The organism is Streptomyces sp. PR69 (assembly GCF_026420845.1).
Classification (GTDB): Bacteria; Actinomycetota; Actinomycetes; order Streptomycetales; family Streptomycetaceae; genus Streptomyces.
In genome coordinates this window covers 229741-246767 of record NZ_JAOWCB010000007.1, presented here as the reverse complement: position 1 = coordinate 246767, position 17027 = coordinate 229741, and the positions used below count along the sequence as shown (strand labels likewise).

Genomic DNA, 17027 nt, shown 5'->3' with positions numbered 1-17027 from the left:
CACCCCGCGGGCGGGCATTCGGCCCGTCAGTTCCGGACGCGGGCCCTGCGGGACGCCGCGGCGGCGAGGACGCGGCGGCCCTCCGCGGACAGGTCCAGCACCCGGCGCAGGGCGCCCGTGCCCGGGGTGCGGTCCAGGGTCTCCAGGATCTGCTGCTGGCGGCGCAGTTCACCCTTGACGAGAGGACCGAGGCCGTCCGCCTCGGCGTCTTCCGCCGAGGCGCGGCAGCCGGCGAGCCAGTCGGAGTCCGCGGCCGGGTCGACGCCGTCGAGTCCGCGGTGGATCCGGAGCGCGGCGGCCGAACAGCCGTCGGCCCACTCCCGCAGCTGCTCGCCCGTCCAGACGGCGGGCGCGGCGCCCAGCATCCGCCGTACGCCCACGGCCTCGTCGTCCTGGGCGTCGACGCCGTCGAGCGCCGTACGGACCTCGGCGAGGCGTGCGCCCCACGCCTCCTCGCCCTCCGCGACCCCCGCCCACAGCGGACGCAGCGGCTCACCGCCCTCCTCGTCGGGCACGAGCAGCGGCAGACAGCGGTCGAGGCAGGCGAGCCCGCTCGCCGCCAACCCTCGCTCATCCGCCTGTGCGATCAGTTCCGTCAGGCTCTTCGGGGCCATGGGGACGCCTTCCATCGCGGACGCGGTAGTTCCTCTTCCTGGGCCTTACAGCGTCCCGTGGCTTGATTGCGTCACACGCACACCTTTTCGCCACACATCTGTTACATTCTTATCACGCAAACTCGGCCTGCTCAGCGCCCAGTTGAGGCGCACGGCCCTGAGCCGGTGTGAGCCCGCACTCCCCCGGCGGGCTCACACCGTGGCCGGATTATTCGCCACCTGGGGGCCGCAGAGCGCCTTGGAGTGCTGCATGGCGGTGAGCCTGCGGACGAAGAGGATGGCGAGCACGGCGGCGACGATGTCGAGCAGACAGCTCACCGCGGTCAGTCCCGCCGCGTGCCGGATCTCCTCAGCCGTCTCGGCCCGGTCGTACATACGGCTTGCGTACCGGTCGAAGACGAGGTTGACGACCCATGCCGTCCACCAGAGGTTCAGCGACGTATGCGGCTGAGAGCGATCAGAGGCAAGGGCGTCGGGCCGGCTCGCCCTCCACGTCTCGACGGCGACTCCGCGTGGCAGCCAGAGATTGGCGATGGGGATGAACTACGCCCCGATCGCCCAGCCCGGGCCCCGGGTCATCAGGCCGGGCGCGAAGACGCCCGCGTTCTTGCGCACGCGGAAGAACCAGATGATGAACAGCACCACGGTCGCCAGGTAGGCCAGCCCCTGGAAGACGGAGGTGACCGCCATCATCAGATCCGCCAGCTCGGCGTCCTGCTCGCTGAAGACGGCGGCGTCCCCGTCCGTCATGATCCCGGCGAGCCGCCACATATTGACGGAGGCCGCCAGAGCGCAGACGTCCGCGGCGATGACTGCCGACAGCAGCGCCACCACGGCACGCGACAGCCCGATCGGCGAGCGCAGCCCCGCCCACATCGGCGCGGGCGGCTGCGGCGGCGGCACGGGAGCGGCGGGCGCGCATGCGTCGCAGCGCCCGCCCTCCTTCGCCGTCGCGTTCGCCGCATCAGCCGTACTGGCCGTATTCGACTGGCATTCGGGGCAGAGCATGCCGGACAGACCCCCCAGGTGCAGATTCGGTGAAGGCCCGCGGACTCTACGTGGACACGACAGTGATCGTCCATCCACTTCTGATAACGAATCCGCAGCTCAGCCCGCTACTCCGCCACCTTCTCCGCGAGTGCGCGGAAGTCGTTCCAGTCCCGCTCCGGGGTGCGCGGATCCCAGATCTTCTGGGCCGTGGCCGCCAGGGGCAGTGCGATGGCGCGGGCGATCTGGTCCTGAGTCTGGGAGCCGGCCAGATCGCACCAGATCGCGAACCGGCCGCCGAGGATCTGGTCCGCGTACTCCTTCGGCACCGCGTCCGAGCCGCGCAGCACCAGCGGGTTCCACTCCTCGTAGATCCGCTTGCCGGTCGGGTAGGTGAAGTCGTTGGGCTCGCCGAGCACGTAGTAGAGGTACTCGTCGTTGACGTTGACCACCTTGCGGCCCTCGCGCAGATACTCCGCCGGCTGGCGCGCGCCGTACTCCTTGCCCGTCCAGTACTCGACCTCGATGGTCTTGTCGCCGGTGACCGCGCCGTCGCGGAAGAAGCCGTCGTTCCACGCCTTGGGCTGCTTGCCGGCCTCGCGGACGACGGCGGCGCGGTCGTTCAGCCAGCCCGTCGCCAGGTCCTTGACCTTCGCGCCGGAGCCGTACCGCTGCTGGGCGGCCTGCGCGAGCTGCGGGTAGGAGGCCTCGGGGCTGCTGACGGTCAGCGCCTGGTACTCGTCCGCGCCGATGTGGAAGTACCCGCCCGGGAACAGCTCCGCGTACTCGCGCAGCAGATCGTCCACGATCCGCGCCGACTCCGGCTTGGAGATGTCGATCGCCCCCTGCCGCGGGGTGCCGGCCGCGCTGCGCAGCTGGAGCGAGGGGTGTGCCTTGAGCACCGCGCCCAGATGGCCGGGGGAGTCGATCTCCGGGATGACGGTGATGTGCAGGGATTCGGCCAGTGCCAGGATGCGGCGGACCTCGTCCTTGGTCAGATGCTGCGCGGAGACGACCTCGGGGTGGGAGTCTGAGGCGATGCGGAAGCCCTGGTCGTCGGAGAAGTGCAGGCCGAGCTGGTTGAGCTTGAGATCGGCCATCTCGCGCAGCCGGTCCTCGATCCAGTCCGCGGTGAAGTGCTTGCGCGCGATGTCGACCATCAGTCCGCGCTGCGGCCGGTCGGGGCGGTCCCGTATGGTGCCCTCCGGCATGATGCCGCCGCTGCGCACGGCCTGCTTCAGCGTGCGGGTGCCATAGAAGACACCGGCCTCGTCCTGGCCGGTGACGGTGACCTTCCCCTCACGGGTGGCCAGGGTGTACGACTCCGGGCCCGCTCCCTGCTCCGCGCCGGAGGCGAGCGCCAGCTGCACATCGCCGGGCCCGGCGGGCGCGGCGCCCCGGTACGCGATCTTCAGTTCGCCGGCTATCAGCCGCGCCTCGTCGGCGAGCGCCGCCTCGCTGCCCGGGGCGACGACCACGGCGCTGTCCGCGGTCCGGCTCCAGCCGGGCCCGCGGGCGGGCTCGTGCTCGCGCACCGCCGGAATGACATCGGGGGCGGCGGAGAGGGCGTAGGTGGGCGACGGGGCTGGAGGGGACGGGGAGGCGGAAGGGGCGTCAGGAGTCGAAGGGGCCGATGGGCGGGCCTTGGCGTCGGCCTGGCCGCCGGTTCCGTCTTCCGCTCCGTCGCCGTTCGCGCCCTGCCCGGAACAGCCGGTCAGCACCAGCGCGCCCGCGGTGACCGCCGCGGCGGCCGCGCCCGCCGCACGGGCCCCGCGCCGTGCGCGCCGTGCGTGCCGTGCGCTCCGGGAGCCCGGCGGCCGCTCAGCTTGCGTACCGTGCGCATCCCTCGACCGCCACGAGTGCCGTATCACTCGAACACCTCCATACTCTGCCCAAATCCGCCAAACCCCCTAAAGCCGATGAAGCACCCCTCTCCATCGTCCACGACATAACTCGGAACTCTCCCATCCGGGTGAAAATCGCGCATCCGTCGGACAGCTTGCGTTACGCCTGGATAACGTTGCGAACCGCTCCCCCGCTGCCTCCCTCTTCTCTGTCGACCCGCCGCCCCTCCTTTTTCTTCGAGGAGCCCCCGCTGTCCAGCGAAGCCCACGAAGGCCCCCCGAAGCGATCGCCGACCATACCGGGCCAACGCTGCGCCAAAGCCGGCCTGCGGCTTTTCAACGCCGCCTCCGCCGAGGAGGCCGAGGAGCTGCTCCTCTACTGCTGCGGCAGTCTGCGCTGGGCGCAGCGCGTGGCGGCGCACCGGCCCTACCCCGATCTGGACGCCCTGCTCGCCGCGGCCGACGAGGCGAGCTATGACCTGTCCCCCGCCGATGTGGCCGAGGCCCTGGCCTGCGAGTCCTCCGCCGGGCTGCACCCGGACGCGCCGCCCGCCGCCCACACCGCGCTGGCCGCCGCCCATGCCGCGTACGAGAGTAGATTCGGCCACGCCTTTGTGATCTGCCTGGAAGGCCATGCCCCCGAGGATTACCTGAACCTGGTGCTCACGGGCATCCGCCGGCGGCTGGCCAACGACCCGGACGAGGAGCGCGCCGAGGCGGCCGAGGAACTGCGCGGGACCGCCCGCTCCCGGCTGGCGTATGAGCTGACCCACCCGGAGCTGACCGCACCCGCCGACAGCCCGTCCGCCGACAGCGCCTCCCCGGGCGAGGCGACCGCCGACGGCGCGCCCGCCCGGCAGCCCGTCCGCCGATAGCCCGTCCGTGGCTGTTTGATTGCCGGTTTGATCACACCTGCGGACCCCGCGCGAGCGAACCGACAACTCGTCGCTACGATGGCCAGGGCCGGTGGACCGTACCCGGCCGGGCCCGACCGACATCCCAAGCCGGCAGGCCCCAATCCCGCTCCCGGAGGGTTCATCCGTGCCGGCTGGAACGCTGTACCGCGGCCGGGAAGGAATGTGGTCCTGGGTGGCTCACCGAGTCACCGGCGTCCTCATTTTCTTCTTCCTGTTCGTCCATGTGCTCGACACCGCTCTCGTCCGTGTCTCCCCCGAGGCCTACGACCGGGTTGTCGCCACGTACAAGACGCCGATCGTCGCACTGCTCGAATACGGCCTGGTGGCCGCGATTCTCTTCCACGCGCTGAACGGCCTGCGAGTGATCGCCGTGGACTTCTGGTCCAAGGGCCCGCGCTACCAGAAGCAGATGCTGTGGACCGTGATGGGCATCTGGCTCGTCCTGATGGCGGGCGCCCTGTACCCGGTCCTCGGGCACGCCGCACGTGAAGTATTCGGGAGCTGAGGCCGCATATGTCTGCTGACACCTCTACCGCTTCTTCCGCCGTGGGTTCCGTGGAGGGCGTGTCCCTCTACGACGTGGACAACCCCGCGCCCGTCATCGAGGCGCCGCGCAAGCGCACCGCCAAGACCCCGCGCTCCACGCGCGGCAACTTCGAGATGGCCGCCTGGCTGTTTATGCGGCTGTCCGGCATCGTGCTGGTGGTCCTGGTCATCGGCCATCTGGTGATCCAGCTGGTGCTGGACGGCGGCGTGAGCAAGATCGGCTTCGCCTTTGTGGCCGGCCGCTGGGCGTCCCCGTTCTGGCAGGTCTGGGACCTGCTGATGCTGTGGCTGGCGATGCTGCACGGCGCGAACGGCCTCCGCACGGTCATCAACGACTACGCGGAGCGGCCGAACACCCGCCTGTGGCTCAAGGGCCTGCTGTACACCGCCACGGTGTTCACCATCCTTCTGGGCACGCTGGTGATCTTCACCTTCGACCCGAACATCCGCTAGGCACGGGGCTGAGGTAATCCACGTCATGAAGATCCACAAGTACGACACCGTCATCGTCGGCGCGGGCGGCGCCGGGATGCGCGCCGCGATCGAGGCGACGAAGCGCAGCCGCACCGCCGTGCTGACCAAGCTCTACCCCACCCGCTCCCACACGGGCGCCGCGCAGGGCGGCATGGCCGCCGCGCTGGCCAATGTGGAGGAGGACAACTGGGAGTGGCACACCTTCGACACGGTCAAGGGCGGTGACTACCTGGTCGACCAGGACGCCGCCGAGATCCTGGCGAAGGAGGCCATCGACGCCGTCCTCGACCTGGAGAAGATGGGCCTGCCGTTCAACCGCACCCCGAACGGCACCATCGACCAGCGCCGCTTCGGCGGCCACAGCCGCAACCACGGCGAGGCCCCGGTCCGCCGGTCCTGCTACGCCGCGGACCGCACCGGCCATATGATCCTCCAGACGCTGTACCAGAACTGCGTCAAGGAGGGCGTGGAGTTCTTCAACGAGTTCTACGTCCTGGACCAGCTGATCACCGAGGTCGACGGAGTCAAGAGGTCCGCCGGCGTCGTGGCGTACGAGCTGGCCACCGGCGAGATCCATGTCTTCCAGGCGAAGGCGGTCATCTACGCCTCCGGCGGCACCGGCAAGTTCTTCAAGGTGACGTCCAACGCCCACACCCTCACCGGTGACGGCCAGGCCGCCTGCTACCGGCGCGGCCTGCCGCTGGAGGACATGGAGTTCTTCCAGTTCCACCCGACGGGCATCTGGCGCATGGGCATCCTGCTCACCGAGGGCGCCCGCGGCGAGGGCGGCATCCTGCGCAACAAGGACGGCGAGCGCTTCATGGAGAAGTACGCGCCCGTCATGAAGGACCTCGCCTCGCGCGACGTCGTCTCCCGCTCCATCTACACGGAGATCCGCGAGGGCCGCGGCTGCGGCCCCGAGGGCGACCACGTCTATCTGGACCTGACCCATCTGCCGCCGGAGCAGCTGGACGCCAAGCTCCCGGACATCACGGAGTTCGCGCGCACCTACCTGGGCATCGAGCCGTACACGGACCCGATCCCGATCCAGCCGACCGCGCACTACGCGATGGGCGGCATCCCGACCAACGTCGAGGGCGAGGTGCTGGCCGACAACACCACCGTCGTGCCGGGCCTGTACGCCGCCGGCGAGGTCGCCTGTGTCTCGGTGCACGGCGCCAACCGCCTGGGCACCAACTCGCTGCTCGACATCAACGTCTTCGGCCGCCGCGCGGGCATCGCCGCCGCCGAGTACGCGGCGAAGAACGACTACGTCGAGCTGCCCGAGGACCCGGAGTCGCTCGTCGCCGAGCAGGTCGAGCGGCTGCGCACCTCCACCGGCAGTGAGCGGGTCGCGGACATCCGCCGCGAGCTGCAGGAGACCATGGACGCCAACGTCATGGTGTTCCGCACCGAGCAGACGATCAAGACCGCGGTCGAGAAGATCGGCGAGCTGCGCGAGCGGTACAGGAACGTCGCCATCCAGGACAAGGGCAAGCGTTTCAACACGGACCTGCTGGAGGCCATCGAGCTGGGCAACCTGCTCGACCTGGCCGAGGTGATGGCCGTCTCCGCCCTCGCCCGCAAGGAGTCGCGCGGCGGCCATTACCGCGAGGACTACCCGAACCGCGACGACGTCAACTTCATGCGCCACACCATGGCGTACCGCGAGGTCGGCGACGACGGCTCCGAGACCGTCCGTCTCGACTACAAGCCGGTCGTCCAGACCCGCTACCAGCCGATGGAGCGTAAGTACTGATGGCTACCCCGACCCTGGACAAGGTGGAGGCGGAGAGCGCCGCCTCCCCGTACATCACGGCCACCTTCCGGATCCGCCGCTTCAACCCCGAGGAGGGCGAGCACGCGGTCTGGGAGGACTTCAAGGTCGAGATCGACCCGAAGGAGCGGGTGCTTGACGCGCTCCACAAGATCAAGTGGGACCACGACGGCTCGCTGACCTTCCGGCGCTCCTGCGCGCACGGCATCTGCGGCTCCGACGCGATGCGGATCAACGGCAGGAACAGGCTCGCCTGCAAGACGCTGATCAAGGACATCAACCCGGAGAAGCCCATCACGGTCGAGCCCATCAAGGGGCTGACGGTCCTCAAGGACCTGGTCGTGGACATGGAGCCGTTCTTCCAGGCGTACCGCGACGTGATGCCGTTCCTGGTGACGTCCGGCAACGAGCCGACGCGCGAGCGGCTGCAGTCCGCCGAGGACCGCGAGCGCTTCGACGACACCACCAAGTGCATCCTGTGCGCCGCCTGCACCTCCTCGTGCCCGGTGTTCTGGAACGACGGCCAGTACTTCGGCCCGGCGGCGATCGTCAACGCGCACCGCTTCATCTTCGACTCGCGTGACGAGGCCGGGGAGCAGCGTCTTGAGATCCTCAACGACAAGGACGGCGTGTGGCGTTGCCGCACGACCTTCAACTGCACGGACGCCTGCCCGCGCGGCATCGAGGTCACCAAGGCGATCCAGGAGGTCAAGCGCGCGCTGATCACGCGCCGCTACTGACCCGCTGAAGGGTTTCCGGGTTTGCGCCAGGGCCCGCTTCTGTACGCTCAACCGTACGGAAGCGGGCCTTTGGCCATGGTGAGAGGGACGGGGAAGCATGAGTGAGCCGAATCCGTACGCGGGCGGCGGCCAGAGCGGCAGTGAGAGCGGCGGCCAGGGCGACTACCAGTGGGGGCCGACCGAGCCGCCCGGCACCACGCCGTACGGCTATGGCTACCCGGCCGGCGCCGCGCCCGGCTACGGCTATCCCCCGCAGGCGGACGGCTATCCCGCCCCCGCAGGCGGCGCGGGCGCGCCGCTGCTCGCCCTCGGGGACATCACGGTGATGGGCGACTCGATCGTGACTCCCGCCGGGACGATGCCCCTCAAGGGCGCGGTGTGGAACGCGACGGACATGTCCCGCACGGAGGAGAAGATCCCCACGCATGCGATCGTGCTGGCGGTGGTCTTCTTCGTCTTCTGCTTCCTGGGGCTGCTGTTCCTGCTGATGAAGGAGAAGCAGACCACCGGCTTTATCCAGATCACGGTCACCAGCGGCGGAAAGCACCACTCGACGGTGATCCCCGCGCAGGGCCCGCAGACGTTTCCCTGGGTGATGGGCCAGCTCAACTACGCGCGCTCGCTCAGCGCCATGTGAACCCGGGCAGGCACGCCGCTCCCGCAGGCGGTGTTCCCAAGCGTCACCCGGCGGCTCCGAGCCGCCGGGTGACGCTTTTTCATGCCCTTCTTCCTTCCCCCGGGCAGCTCGGCTTGAACATGTTCAAAAAGAGGTCTACAGTCCATGACAACAGCTTTTGAACACGTTCAAAGGAGCGTGGGGCAATGGACCTCACTGTCGTCGCATACGTCGTCTACCTGCTGATCAGCGTGGCGCTCACCATCTGGGTGGCCCGTACGCTCAGCCGCAACGGAAAGATATTCCTCGCGGATGTGCTGCACGGGAACGAGAAGCTCGCCGACGCCGTCAACCACCTTCTGGTGGTCGGCTTCTATCTGGTCAACCTGGGCTTCGTCGCGCTGTATCTGAAGTCGGCGGACGGCGTCGGCGACGCACGGGGGCTGTTCGAGGCGCTGTCGGTGAAGATCGGCGTCGTCCTGCTCGTGCTCGGCGTGATGCACCTCGGCAATGTGTACGTGCTGAACAAGATCCGCCGCCGCGGGGTGATGGAGCGCGAGCAGACGCCGCCGGTGCCGCCCCAGGGCTGGACCGCGCCCGCCATGAGGGCCTGAAGCCAGATGACCGCCGTGGGCAACACCGCCGTGGGCACGACCGCCGTGGGCACGACCGCGGTCCGCAGGCTCACCGTGCTGTACGACGCACAGTGCCCGCTCTGCGTCCATCTGCGGCACTGGCTGCTGCGGCAGCGGCAGCTCGTCCCGCTCGATCTCGTGCCCGCCGCGTCGGAGGAGGCCGTACGGCGCTTCCCGCGGCTCGACCACCGCGGCACGCTCGACGAGATCACCGTGGTCGGGGACGCCGGCCAGGTCTACCGGGGCGCCGCCGCCTGGGTCGTCTGTCTGTGGGCGCTGGCCGAGTACCGGCCCCGGGCCCACTGGCTGGCCACCCCGGCCGGCGCGCCCTTCGCCCGAGCGGCCGTGGTCGCGGCCGCCAAGTACCGCGAGATCACGGCGCCGCCGTGTGCAGGGCGATGCGAGCCTCCCGCGCCGCGCGGTTAGGCTCGGTTGCCGTGACGACGCACGACAAGCCGCCCGCCGCCAAGGCCGCCGCCCAGGCCCCGAAGGCGCCCAAGAGCGAGCAGACCCGCACGCTCATCCTCGAAACCGCGCTCCGGCTCTTCCAGGAGCGCGGTTACGACAAGACGACGATGCGGGCCATCGCCCAGGAGGCGGGCGTCTCCGTCGGCAACGCGTACTACTACTTCTCGTCCAAGGAACACCTGGTCCAGGGGTTCTACGACCGGATCGCCCAGGAACACCAGGCGGCCGTCGCCGGCATCCTGGACGGCCGCGAGAAGGACCTCACGGCCCGCATCCGCGGGGTCCTGCTCGCCTGGCTCGACATCGCCGAGCCCTACCACGAGTTCGCCGCCCAGTTCTTCAAGAACGCGGCCGACCCGGACAGTCCGCTGAGCCCCTTCTCCCCGGAGTCGGAAGGGCCGCGGCAGGCGGCGATCGATGTGCACCGCCGGGTACTGGCCGGGGCCGATGTGAAGGTCGCCGCCGAACTGTCCGAGGCGCTGCCCCAGCTGCTGTGGCTCCAGCAGATGGGGCTGGTGCTGTTCTGGGTGTACGACCGCTCCGAGGGGTGCGCCAACAGCCGCCGGCTGGTCGAGCGGCTGGCCCCCGTCACCGCGCGCGCCATCTCCCTCTCCCGGTTCAGGGTCCTGCGCCCCCTGGTCAAGGAGACGCACGACCTCCTCCAGGACTTTATGCCGACGGCGGCGGGGATGGCCGCGTCCGGCAAACCCCGGCGGTCCCCGTCGACGCCGCCGGCTTCCCCGGACAGCCCGCCCTCTAGGAGCGACGGCTCCTAGAGCCGTCGCTGCCCGAGCGGTGGGTGCCAGGTTCTCGGCCCGGCACAGGGTCCTAACCTGTATGGCATTCCGAAAAGTTGAGCGTGCGATGCGTACGCGGCTTGTGTACAGCAGAAAGAACGGGGGGCGGACGCCGATGGGTGCGCGACGGCGGCTGAGGTCGAGCACGGTGGTGCTCGGCGGGATGGGGGGGCTCGCGGCGACGATCACCTCCTGCGGCTCCGAGCCGGACAAGCGGTGCGTCGATCCGCTGACGCGGGAGAAGCTGCCCGACTACCGGTGCGAGAGCAGCAGGAGCAGTGGCAGCGGGAGCAGTGGGAGCGGCAGCGGATCGAGCGGTTCCGGGGGCGGCTCGTACTACTACGGCGGATCGGTCCGGGACGGCAAGGTCGAAGGCGGCAGCTTCAGCAAGTCCGCCGTCGACCGCGGCGGTTTCGGCTGCTCCCGCAACGGCGGCGGCTGAGGGGGACCGGCCGTGCGACGCCATACGATCACCCCGCGGCCCGGCTGGCAGGAGACCGTCGAGGAGCAGGGATGCGTCTACCCCCTGACCCGCCACCCGGACGGTTCGCTGCGCCCGTACTGGGACGAGAGCGCCTACTACTCCTTCACCCTCGCCGAAGTCGAGGCGCTGGAGGAGGTCGTCGAGGAACTGCACACCATGTGCCTGGCCGCCGCCGCGCACATCGTGGAGCACGACCGCTTCGCCGAGCTGGGCATCACCGACCCGCGGCTCGCCGCGCTGGTCGCCGAGTCCTGGCGGCGGCGCGCCGAACTGCCGTCGGTGTACGGGCGGTTCGACCTGCGGTACGACGGCGACGGGCCCGCCACGATGCTGGAGTACAACGCCGACACCCCGACCTCCCTGGTGGAGGCCGCCAGCCCGCAGTGGTTCTGGATGGAGGAACGCTTCCCCGGCGCCGACCAGTGGAACTCCCTCCACGAACGCCTCGTCGCCGCCTGGAAGCGCCAGTCGGCGCTGCTGCCGCCCGGTCCCGTGCACTTCGTCCACACCGAGGGGGACGAGACAGGCGAGGATCTGATGACCGTCGCCTATCTGCGGGAGACCGCCCAGCAGGCGGGCCTGGAGACGGAGGCCCTGTCCGTCGAACAGATCGGCTGGGACCGGCTGTCGGGCCGCTTCGTCGACGACCGGCTCCGCTTCATCCGCAGCTGCTTCAAGCTGTACCCGTGGGAGTGGCTGGTCGCCGACGACTTCGGCCCGCACGTCCTCGACACCCTCGACAACGGCGGCGGCACGGGCTCCACCTGCTGGATCGAGCCCGCCTGGAAGATGCTCCTGTCCAACAAGGCGCTGCTCGCGATCCTCTGGGAGCTGTTCCCGGGCCACCCCAACCTGCTGCCCGCCTACCTCGACGGCCCCCGCGAACTGGCCTTCGGCCCCGGCTATGTGGCCAAGCCGCTGCTCGGCCGCGAGGGCGAGGGCGTCACGGTCCATGAACCGGGCGGCCCCGCTCCCGCTCCCGCCGCCGTGCGCGACCCGGCCTGCTGCTACCAGGAGCTGGCGCCGCTGCCCGACTTCTCCGGGAACCGGGTGGTGCTCGGGGCGTGGGTGGTGGAGGGCGAGGCGGCGGGGCTGGGGATCCGGGAGTCGGCGGGGCTGGTGACGGACGGGTACGCGCGGTTCCTGCCGCATGTGATCCTCCCGGACCGAACCAGCCCCGCCGGAGATTGAGGCCCGGGGGTCCGGGGGCGGAGCCCCCGGACAACAGGCCCCGGCCCGTCAGCCCTCCGTCAGCACTCCCCGCAGCTGGTCCAGCCCCCAGTCCAGGTCCTCCTTGCTGATCACCAGCGGCGGGGCGATGCGGATCGTCGAGCCGTGCGTGTCCTTCACCAGCACGCCGCGGTCCAGCAGCTTCTCGGAGATCTCGCGGCCCGTGCCGTGTGAGGGCGCGATGTCGACGCCCGCCCACAGCCCGCGCCCGCGGACCGCCTCCACCGCGCCGCCGCCCGCCAGGAGGCCCAGCTCGTGGTGGAGGTGCTCGCCCAGTTCCGCGGCGCGCTGCTGGTACTCGCCGGTGCGGAGCATGGCGATCACCTCCAGCGCGACGGCGCACGCCAGCGGGTTGCCGCCGAAGGTCGAGCCGTGCTCGCCGGGGCGGTGCACACCGAGCACCGCGGCGGAGGAGACCACCGCGGACACCGGCACCACACCGCCGCCCAGCGCCTTGCCCAGCAGATACATGTCCGGCACGACGCCCTCGTGCTCACAGGCGAAGGTGCGGCCGGTGCGCCCCAGGCCGGACTGGATCTCGTCGGCGATGAACAGCACATCGCGCTCGCGGGTCAGCTCCCGCACCCGCCGCAGATAGCCGGGCGGCGGCACCAGCACCCCCGCCTCGCCCTGGATGGGCTCCAGCAGCACGGCCACGGTGTTGTCGGTCAGCGCAGCCTCCATCGCCGCCGTGTCGCCGTACGGGACGATCTCAAAGCCCGGCGTGTACGGGCCGTAGTCGGCGCGCGCCTCGGGGTCCGTGGAGAAACTGATGATCGTCGTGGTGCGGCCGTGGAAGTTGTCCGCCGCGACCACGATCTTCGCCATGTTGTCGGGGACGCCCTTGACCCGGTATCCCCACTTCCGCGCGGTCTTCACGGCGGTCTCCACCGCCTCCGCGCCCGTGTTCATCGGCAGCACCATCTCCATGTCGCACAGCTCGGCCAGCTGCGCGCAGAAGTCGCCGAACCGGTCGTGGTGGAAAGCGCGAGAGGTGAGGGTGACCCTCTCCAGCTGCGCCTTGGCCGCGTCGATCAGCCGGCGGTTCCCGTGGCCGAAGTTGAGCGCCGAGTACCCGGCGAGCATGTCGAGGAAACGGCGGCCCTCCACATCGGTCAGCCACGCGCCGTCCGCCGTGGCGACAACGACGGGCAGCGGATGATAGTTGTGCGCGCTGTGCGCCTCGGCGGCAGCGATGGCACTCTGCGTTGTCTGCGTGGTCTGCGTGGTCGACACGGGTGCTCCGTTCGGTAGTGCAGCTTGAGACAAGCCATACGGCGAGGGGCGGAAGCCGCCCATGTTTCTATCGTCGCTCGCAGTGTGGACGAAGAAACCTTGCCGGCGGCACGCCTGCTAGTGCCGCGCCGGAGAACCTTTGCCCCGCCTCCTGCCGAATCCCGCCCGGCGTGCGGCATCGCGCCCGCCGGTTGCGGAGGCGTCACCAGACGCCGTCGCCCCGGCCGCTGCCCGGCTGCCGGAGCCCTGGCTCCCCGCCGCGGCGGCGCCCGTCGCCGCTTCGGCCGCGCCGCCGCTTCGGCGTCGTCGGCCGGACCGCCTGCCGGGCTTGGCGCCGGTCTTCCGGTCTGTGCGGGCTGCCGCCGGCGCCGCCGGCTGGGGGACCTCGATCGTGACGGCCACGCCGGAAGGCTCGCGGGCGCCGGTGATGGTGGCCAGTTCCGCATCGCTCGACATGACGCGGGCGGTCCGGGGGCGGACGCCGGCGTCCGACATGAGGCGGGTGACGTCCCGTTTCTGGGCGGGCAGGACCAGCGTGACCACACGGCCGAAGCCGCCGGCGCGGGCCGTGCGGCCGCCCCGGTGGAGGTAGTCCTTGTGGTCGGCGGGGGGATCGACGTTGACGACGAGGTCGAGGTCGTCGACGTGTATGCCCCGGGCCGCGACGTTCGTCGCCACCAGGGCGGTGACCCGGCCGTTCTTGAACTGTTCGAGGGTGCGGTTCCGCTGTGGCTGGGAGCGGCCTCCGTGCAGCGCCGCGGCGTGAACGCCGACGGCCAGGAGCCGCTTGGCGAGCCGGTCGGCGGACCTCTTGGTGTCGAGGAAGAAGATGACCCGGCCGTCCCGGGCCGCGATGCGTGTGGTGACGGCCTTCTTCTCGGTCTCGTCCTGGATGTGGAGCACGTGGTGCTCCATGGTGGTCACCGCACCCGCGGTCGGGTCCACGGAGTGCACCACGGGGTCGGTCAGGAACCGCTGCACCAGCTGGTCGATGTTGCGGTCCAGGGTGGCGGAGAAGAGCATGCGCTGTCCGTCGGGCCGGACTTGCCTGATCAGCTTGGTGATCTGCGGCAGGAAGCCCATGTCGGTCATCTGGTCGGCTTCGTCCAGCACGGTGATGCGTACGTCGTCGAGCACGCAGTCCCCGCGTTCCACGAGGTCGTTGAGCCTGCCGGGGCTCGCCACGACGACCTCCGCGCCGCGCCGGAGCGCACCGGCCTGCTTGGCGATGGACAGCCCGCCGACCACGGTGGCCAGCCGGAGGTTCACCGCCGTCGCGTAGGGGGTCAGCGCGTCCGACACCTGCTGGGCGAGTTCACGGGTGGGCACCAGCACAAGGGCGAGGGGCGCCTTGGGCTCCGCACGCAGTCCTGCCGTGCGGGCCAGCATCGCCAGCCCGAACGCCAGGGTCTTGCCGGAGCCGGTGCGTCCCCGCCCCAGCAGATCGCGGCCGGCGAGTGAGTTGGGCAGCGTGGCGGCCTGGATGGGGAAGGGGGTGGTCACGCCCTGCGCGGCGAGGGTCTTCAGCAGTCCCGCGGGCATGTCAAGACCGGCGAAGTCCTCGACGGCGGGAAGTGCGGGTGTCGTGCTTTCCGGCAGCCGGAATTCCTTCGGCGGCGACGCGGACGGTCGGGGCGACGAGGCCCGCCGGTTCGGCTTCTGGGGCCTGCGGGACATGCGGTTGTCTGCCTTCCTGAAAACAGCGCAAACCGGGGTTCGCACCATGACGGTGCAAACCCCGGTCAGTGGATATGCGTCCGGCGATCAGGCGGGGACGATGTTCTCCGCCTGCGGACCCTTCTGGCCCTGCGTGACGTCGAAGGAGACCCGCTGGCCCTCCTGGAGCTCACGGAAGCCCTGGGTCGCAATGTTCGAGTAGTGGGCGAAGACGTCGGCGCCGCCGCCGTCCTGCTCGATGAAGCCGAAACCCTTTTCGGCGTTGAACCACTTAACGGTTCCCTGTGCCATGACATTCTCCTTCTGTAGGCAGAGGCCCCATCCGGAGATGCCGGAAAACAAAACGTGCGCCCGAAGGAGAAACATTCCCGTCAGGCGCACATAGGTTCATGGGTACCACAACTGCAACGCCTAGACCGTAACACATCTCGCGGCCCGTGTGCGGATCGTCCAGGCGCGCGCGGCGTTCCGCAGAGCTTCCGGCGATCGTGACGCCGTGATCGAGGCGGCGTGATCGAGGCGGCGACGTTGCCTGATGTGGCGCTAGGCTGTGCCGCGCGCACGGCGACTGGCGTACGGGGAATCGACCCCGAGGAAACCGCGCGCGGATGAACGAACGAGGTGCCGCCCCGCCTGGGCACCCCGGGACGCGACCGAGCTGTTCGAGCACACGGACCGACCCCGGAGGACACCGACGCCATGGCCCTTCCCCTCGCGCACCCCGCCCTCGCCGCCGCCGACCCGGAGCTCGCGGGCCTCGTCGCCGCTGAGGAGCGGCTCCAGGCCGACACCCTCCGGCTGATCCCCAGCGAGAACTACGTCTCCCGGGCCGTGCTCGAAGCCTCCGGCACAGTGCTGCAGAACAAGTACAGCGAGGGCTATCCGGGCCGCCGCTACTACGAGGGCCAGCAGAACATCGACCAGGTCGAGCGGCTCGCCGTCGCCCGCGCCACGGCGCTCTTCGGCGTCGACCACGCCAACGTCCAGCCCTACTCCGGCTCCCCGGCCAACCTCGCCGTCTATCTCGCCTTCGCCGAGCCCGGCGACGCCGTGATGGGCATGGCCCTGCCGATGGGCGGCCATCTCACCCACGGCTGGGGCGTCTCCGCCACCGGAGCGTGGTTCCGCGGCGTGCAGTACGGCGTACGCCAGGACACCGGGCTGATCGACCTCGACCAGGTGCGCGACCTCGCCCTCAAGGAGCGCCCCAAGCTGATCTTCTGCGGCGGCACCGCGCTGCCCCGCACGATCGACTTCGCCGCCTTCGCCGAGATCGCCCGCGAGGCGGGCGCGGTGCTCGTCGCCGACATCGCCCATATCGCGGGCCTGATCGCGGGCGGCGCCCACCCCTCGCCGGCGCCGCACGCCGACGTCGTCTCCACGACCACCCACAAGACCCTGCGCGGGCCGCGCGGCGCGATGCTCATGTGCCGCGAGGAACACGCCAAGGCCGTGGACAAGGCCGTCTTCCCCGGCCTCCAGGGCGGCCCGCACAACCAGACCACCGCCGCCATCGCCGTCGCCCTCCACGAGGCGGCCCAGCCGTCGTTCCGCGACTACGCCCACGCCGTCGTGGCCAACGCCCGCGCACTGGCCGAGCAGCTCGCCGCCCGCGGCTTCGACCTGGTCTCCGGCGGCACCGACAACCATCTGATCCTGATCGACCTGACCGGGAAGGACGTCCCGGGCAAGGCCGCGGCCAAGGCGCTCGACCGTGCCGGGATCGTCGTCAACTACAACACCGTCCCGTACGACCCCCGCAAGCCCTTCGACCCCTCCGGCATCCGCATCGGCACGCCCTCGCTGACCTCCCGCGGCCTGGGCGTCGCGCAGATGCCCGCGGTCGCCGACTGGATCGGCCGCGGCGTGGCGGCGGCGCGGGCGGGCGACGAGGGCGCGCTGACGGCGATCCGCGCGGAGGTCGCGGAGCTGATGGCGGCGTTCCCGGCCCCGGGGCTGTAACTCCGGGGGCTCCGCGGGCGGAC

General features: G+C 70.5%; 17 protein-coding genes and 1 pseudogene. 12 read left to right on the top strand and 6 right to left on the bottom strand.

Annotated elements, in window-relative coordinates; genetic code table 11:
- Window positions 1-26: 26 nt before the first annotated feature.
- From OF819_RS09950 to OF819_RS09940, 3 genes and pseudogenes are all read right to left on the bottom strand, one after another.
- A complete protein-coding gene (locus OF819_RS09950) occupies window positions 27-614 on the bottom strand; it encodes a hypothetical protein (protein ID WP_267243033.1) in 588 nt (195 codons plus the stop codon).
- A 192-nt stretch (window positions 615-806) separates the two neighbouring features.
- Window positions 807-1385 (bottom strand): annotated as a pseudogene (locus tag OF819_RS09945) (DUF4328 domain-containing protein).
- 344 nt (window positions 1386-1729) lie between these two features.
- The gene (locus OF819_RS09940) at window positions 1730-3472 is read right to left on the bottom strand and encodes a family 20 glycosylhydrolase (RefSeq protein WP_416370496.1); all 1743 of its coding nucleotides are present in this window, start codon (window positions 3470-3472) and stop codon (window positions 1730-1732) included.
- A 269-nt stretch (window positions 3473-3741) separates the two neighbouring features.
- Here OF819_RS09940 and OF819_RS09935 point away from each other — a divergent pair, with 269 nt between their 5' ends.
- The 11 genes from OF819_RS09935 (at window position 3742) to OF819_RS09885 (ending at window position 12090) form a co-directional block, all read left to right on the top strand.
- Window positions 3742-4320, top strand: a complete 579-nt coding sequence (locus OF819_RS09935; protein ID WP_416370499.1) for a 2-oxo-4-hydroxy-4-carboxy-5-ureidoimidazoline decarboxylase — start codon at window positions 3742-3744, stop codon at window positions 4318-4320.
- 166 nt (window positions 4321-4486) lie between these two features.
- The gene (gene sdhC / locus OF819_RS09930; RefSeq protein WP_267243032.1) at window positions 4487-4867 is read left to right on the top strand and encodes a succinate dehydrogenase, cytochrome b556 subunit; all 381 of its coding nucleotides are present in this window, start codon (window positions 4487-4489) and stop codon (window positions 4865-4867) included.
- Window positions 4868-4875: 8 nt separating this feature from the next.
- On the top strand, window positions 4876-5361 hold the full coding sequence (locus OF819_RS09925) for a succinate dehydrogenase hydrophobic membrane anchor subunit (RefSeq protein WP_267243031.1): 486 nt from the start codon (window positions 4876-4878) through the stop codon (window positions 5359-5361).
- Between the two features lie 25 nt (window positions 5362-5386).
- Entirely contained in the window at window positions 5387-7141 is a 1755-nt protein-coding gene (sdhA, locus tag OF819_RS09920; protein ID WP_267243030.1) for a succinate dehydrogenase flavoprotein subunit, read from the top strand.
- Window positions 7141-7899, top strand: coding sequence for a succinate dehydrogenase iron-sulfur subunit (locus tag OF819_RS09915; RefSeq protein WP_267243029.1), 759 nt, complete (start codon window positions 7141-7143; stop codon window positions 7897-7899). The genes sdhA and OF819_RS09915 overlap by 1 nt, the downstream gene beginning before the upstream one ends.
- A 97-nt stretch (window positions 7900-7996) precedes the next feature.
- Window positions 7997-8536: a hypothetical protein gene (locus OF819_RS09910; protein ID WP_267243028.1), complete on the top strand. Its 540-nt coding sequence runs from the start codon at window positions 7997-7999 to the stop codon at window positions 8534-8536.
- A 185-nt stretch (window positions 8537-8721) separates the two neighbouring features.
- Window positions 8722-9129, top strand: coding sequence for a hypothetical protein (locus OF819_RS09905; RefSeq protein WP_267243027.1), 408 nt, complete (start codon window positions 8722-8724; stop codon window positions 9127-9129).
- A 6-nt stretch (window positions 9130-9135) separates the two neighbouring features.
- The gene (locus OF819_RS09900; protein ID WP_267243026.1) at window positions 9136-9576 is read left to right on the top strand and encodes a thiol-disulfide oxidoreductase DCC family protein; all 441 of its coding nucleotides are present in this window, start codon (window positions 9136-9138) and stop codon (window positions 9574-9576) included.
- Entirely contained in the window at window positions 9549-10394 is an 846-nt protein-coding gene (locus OF819_RS09895; protein WP_267243025.1) for a TetR/AcrR family transcriptional regulator, read from the top strand. The genes OF819_RS09900 and OF819_RS09895 overlap by 28 nt, the downstream gene beginning before the upstream one ends.
- A 136-nt stretch (window positions 10395-10530) precedes the next feature.
- The gene (locus OF819_RS09890) at window positions 10531-10857 is read left to right on the top strand and encodes a hypothetical protein (RefSeq protein ID WP_267243024.1); all 327 of its coding nucleotides are present in this window, start codon (window positions 10531-10533) and stop codon (window positions 10855-10857) included.
- Window positions 10858-10869: 12 nt separating this feature from the next.
- Window positions 10870-12090, top strand: coding sequence for a glutathionylspermidine synthase family protein (locus OF819_RS09885; RefSeq protein ID WP_267243023.1), 1221 nt, complete (start codon window positions 10870-10872; stop codon window positions 12088-12090).
- 48 nt (window positions 12091-12138) lie between these two features.
- Here the strand turns inward: OF819_RS09885 and rocD are convergent, their stop codons facing one another.
- The 3 genes from rocD to OF819_RS09870 all read right to left on the bottom strand — a co-directional run bounded on the left by rocD (window position 12139) and on the right by OF819_RS09870 (window position 15333).
- The gene (gene rocD / locus OF819_RS09880) at window positions 12139-13365 is read right to left on the bottom strand and encodes an ornithine--oxo-acid transaminase (protein ID WP_416370495.1); all 1227 of its coding nucleotides are present in this window, start codon (window positions 13363-13365) and stop codon (window positions 12139-12141) included.
- 117 nt (window positions 13366-13482) lie between these two features.
- Window positions 13483-15042 carry a DEAD/DEAH box helicase gene (locus OF819_RS09875; RefSeq protein WP_267243021.1) on the bottom strand — a complete coding sequence of 520 codons (1560 nt, stop codon included), beginning with the start codon at window positions 15040-15042 and terminating at the stop codon, window positions 13483-13485.
- Between the two features lie 87 nt (window positions 15043-15129).
- On the bottom strand, window positions 15130-15333 hold the full coding sequence (locus tag OF819_RS09870) for a cold-shock protein (RefSeq protein WP_267243020.1): 204 nt from the start codon (window positions 15331-15333) through the stop codon (window positions 15130-15132).
- A 408-nt stretch (window positions 15334-15741) separates the two neighbouring features.
- Here OF819_RS09870 and glyA point away from each other — a divergent pair, with 408 nt between their 5' ends.
- A complete protein-coding gene (glyA, locus tag OF819_RS09865) occupies window positions 15742-17004 on the top strand; it encodes a serine hydroxymethyltransferase (RefSeq protein ID WP_267243019.1) in 1263 nt (420 codons plus the stop codon).
- Window positions 17005-17027: the final 23 nt, after the last annotated feature.

Coding starts and splice junctions, on each gene's coding strand:
- OF819_RS09870 (WP_267243020.1), bottom strand. CDS start 15,333: ATGGCACAGGGAACCGTTAAGTGGTTCAACGCCGAAAAGGGTTTCGGC.
- OF819_RS09890 (WP_267243024.1), top strand. CDS start 10,531: ATGGGTGCGCGACGGCGGCTGAGGTCGAGCACGGTGGTGCTCGGCGGG.
- sdhA (WP_267243030.1), top strand. CDS start 5,387: ATGAAGATCCACAAGTACGACACCGTCATCGTCGGCGCGGGCGGCGCC.
- OF819_RS09905 (WP_267243027.1), top strand. CDS start 8,722: ATGGACCTCACTGTCGTCGCATACGTCGTCTACCTGCTGATCAGCGTG.
- OF819_RS09910 (WP_267243028.1), top strand. CDS start 7,997: ATGAGTGAGCCGAATCCGTACGCGGGCGGCGGCCAGAGCGGCAGTGAG.
- OF819_RS09925 (WP_267243031.1), top strand. CDS start 4,876: ATGTCTGCTGACACCTCTACCGCTTCTTCCGCCGTGGGTTCCGTGGAG.
- OF819_RS09915 (WP_267243029.1), top strand. CDS start 7,141: ATGGCTACCCCGACCCTGGACAAGGTGGAGGCGGAGAGCGCCGCCTCC.
- OF819_RS09875 (WP_267243021.1), bottom strand. CDS start 15,042: ATGTCCCGCAGGCCCCAGAAGCCGAACCGGCGGGCCTCGTCGCCCCGA.
- OF819_RS09900 (WP_267243026.1), top strand. CDS start 9,136: ATGACCGCCGTGGGCAACACCGCCGTGGGCACGACCGCCGTGGGCACG.
- glyA (WP_267243019.1), top strand. CDS start 15,742: ATGGCCCTTCCCCTCGCGCACCCCGCCCTCGCCGCCGCCGACCCGGAG.
- OF819_RS09895 (WP_267243025.1), top strand. CDS start 9,549: ATGCGAGCCTCCCGCGCCGCGCGGTTAGGCTCGGTTGCCGTGACGACG.
- OF819_RS09950 (WP_267243033.1), bottom strand. CDS start 614: ATGGCCCCGAAGAGCCTGACGGAACTGATCGCACAGGCGGATGAGCGA.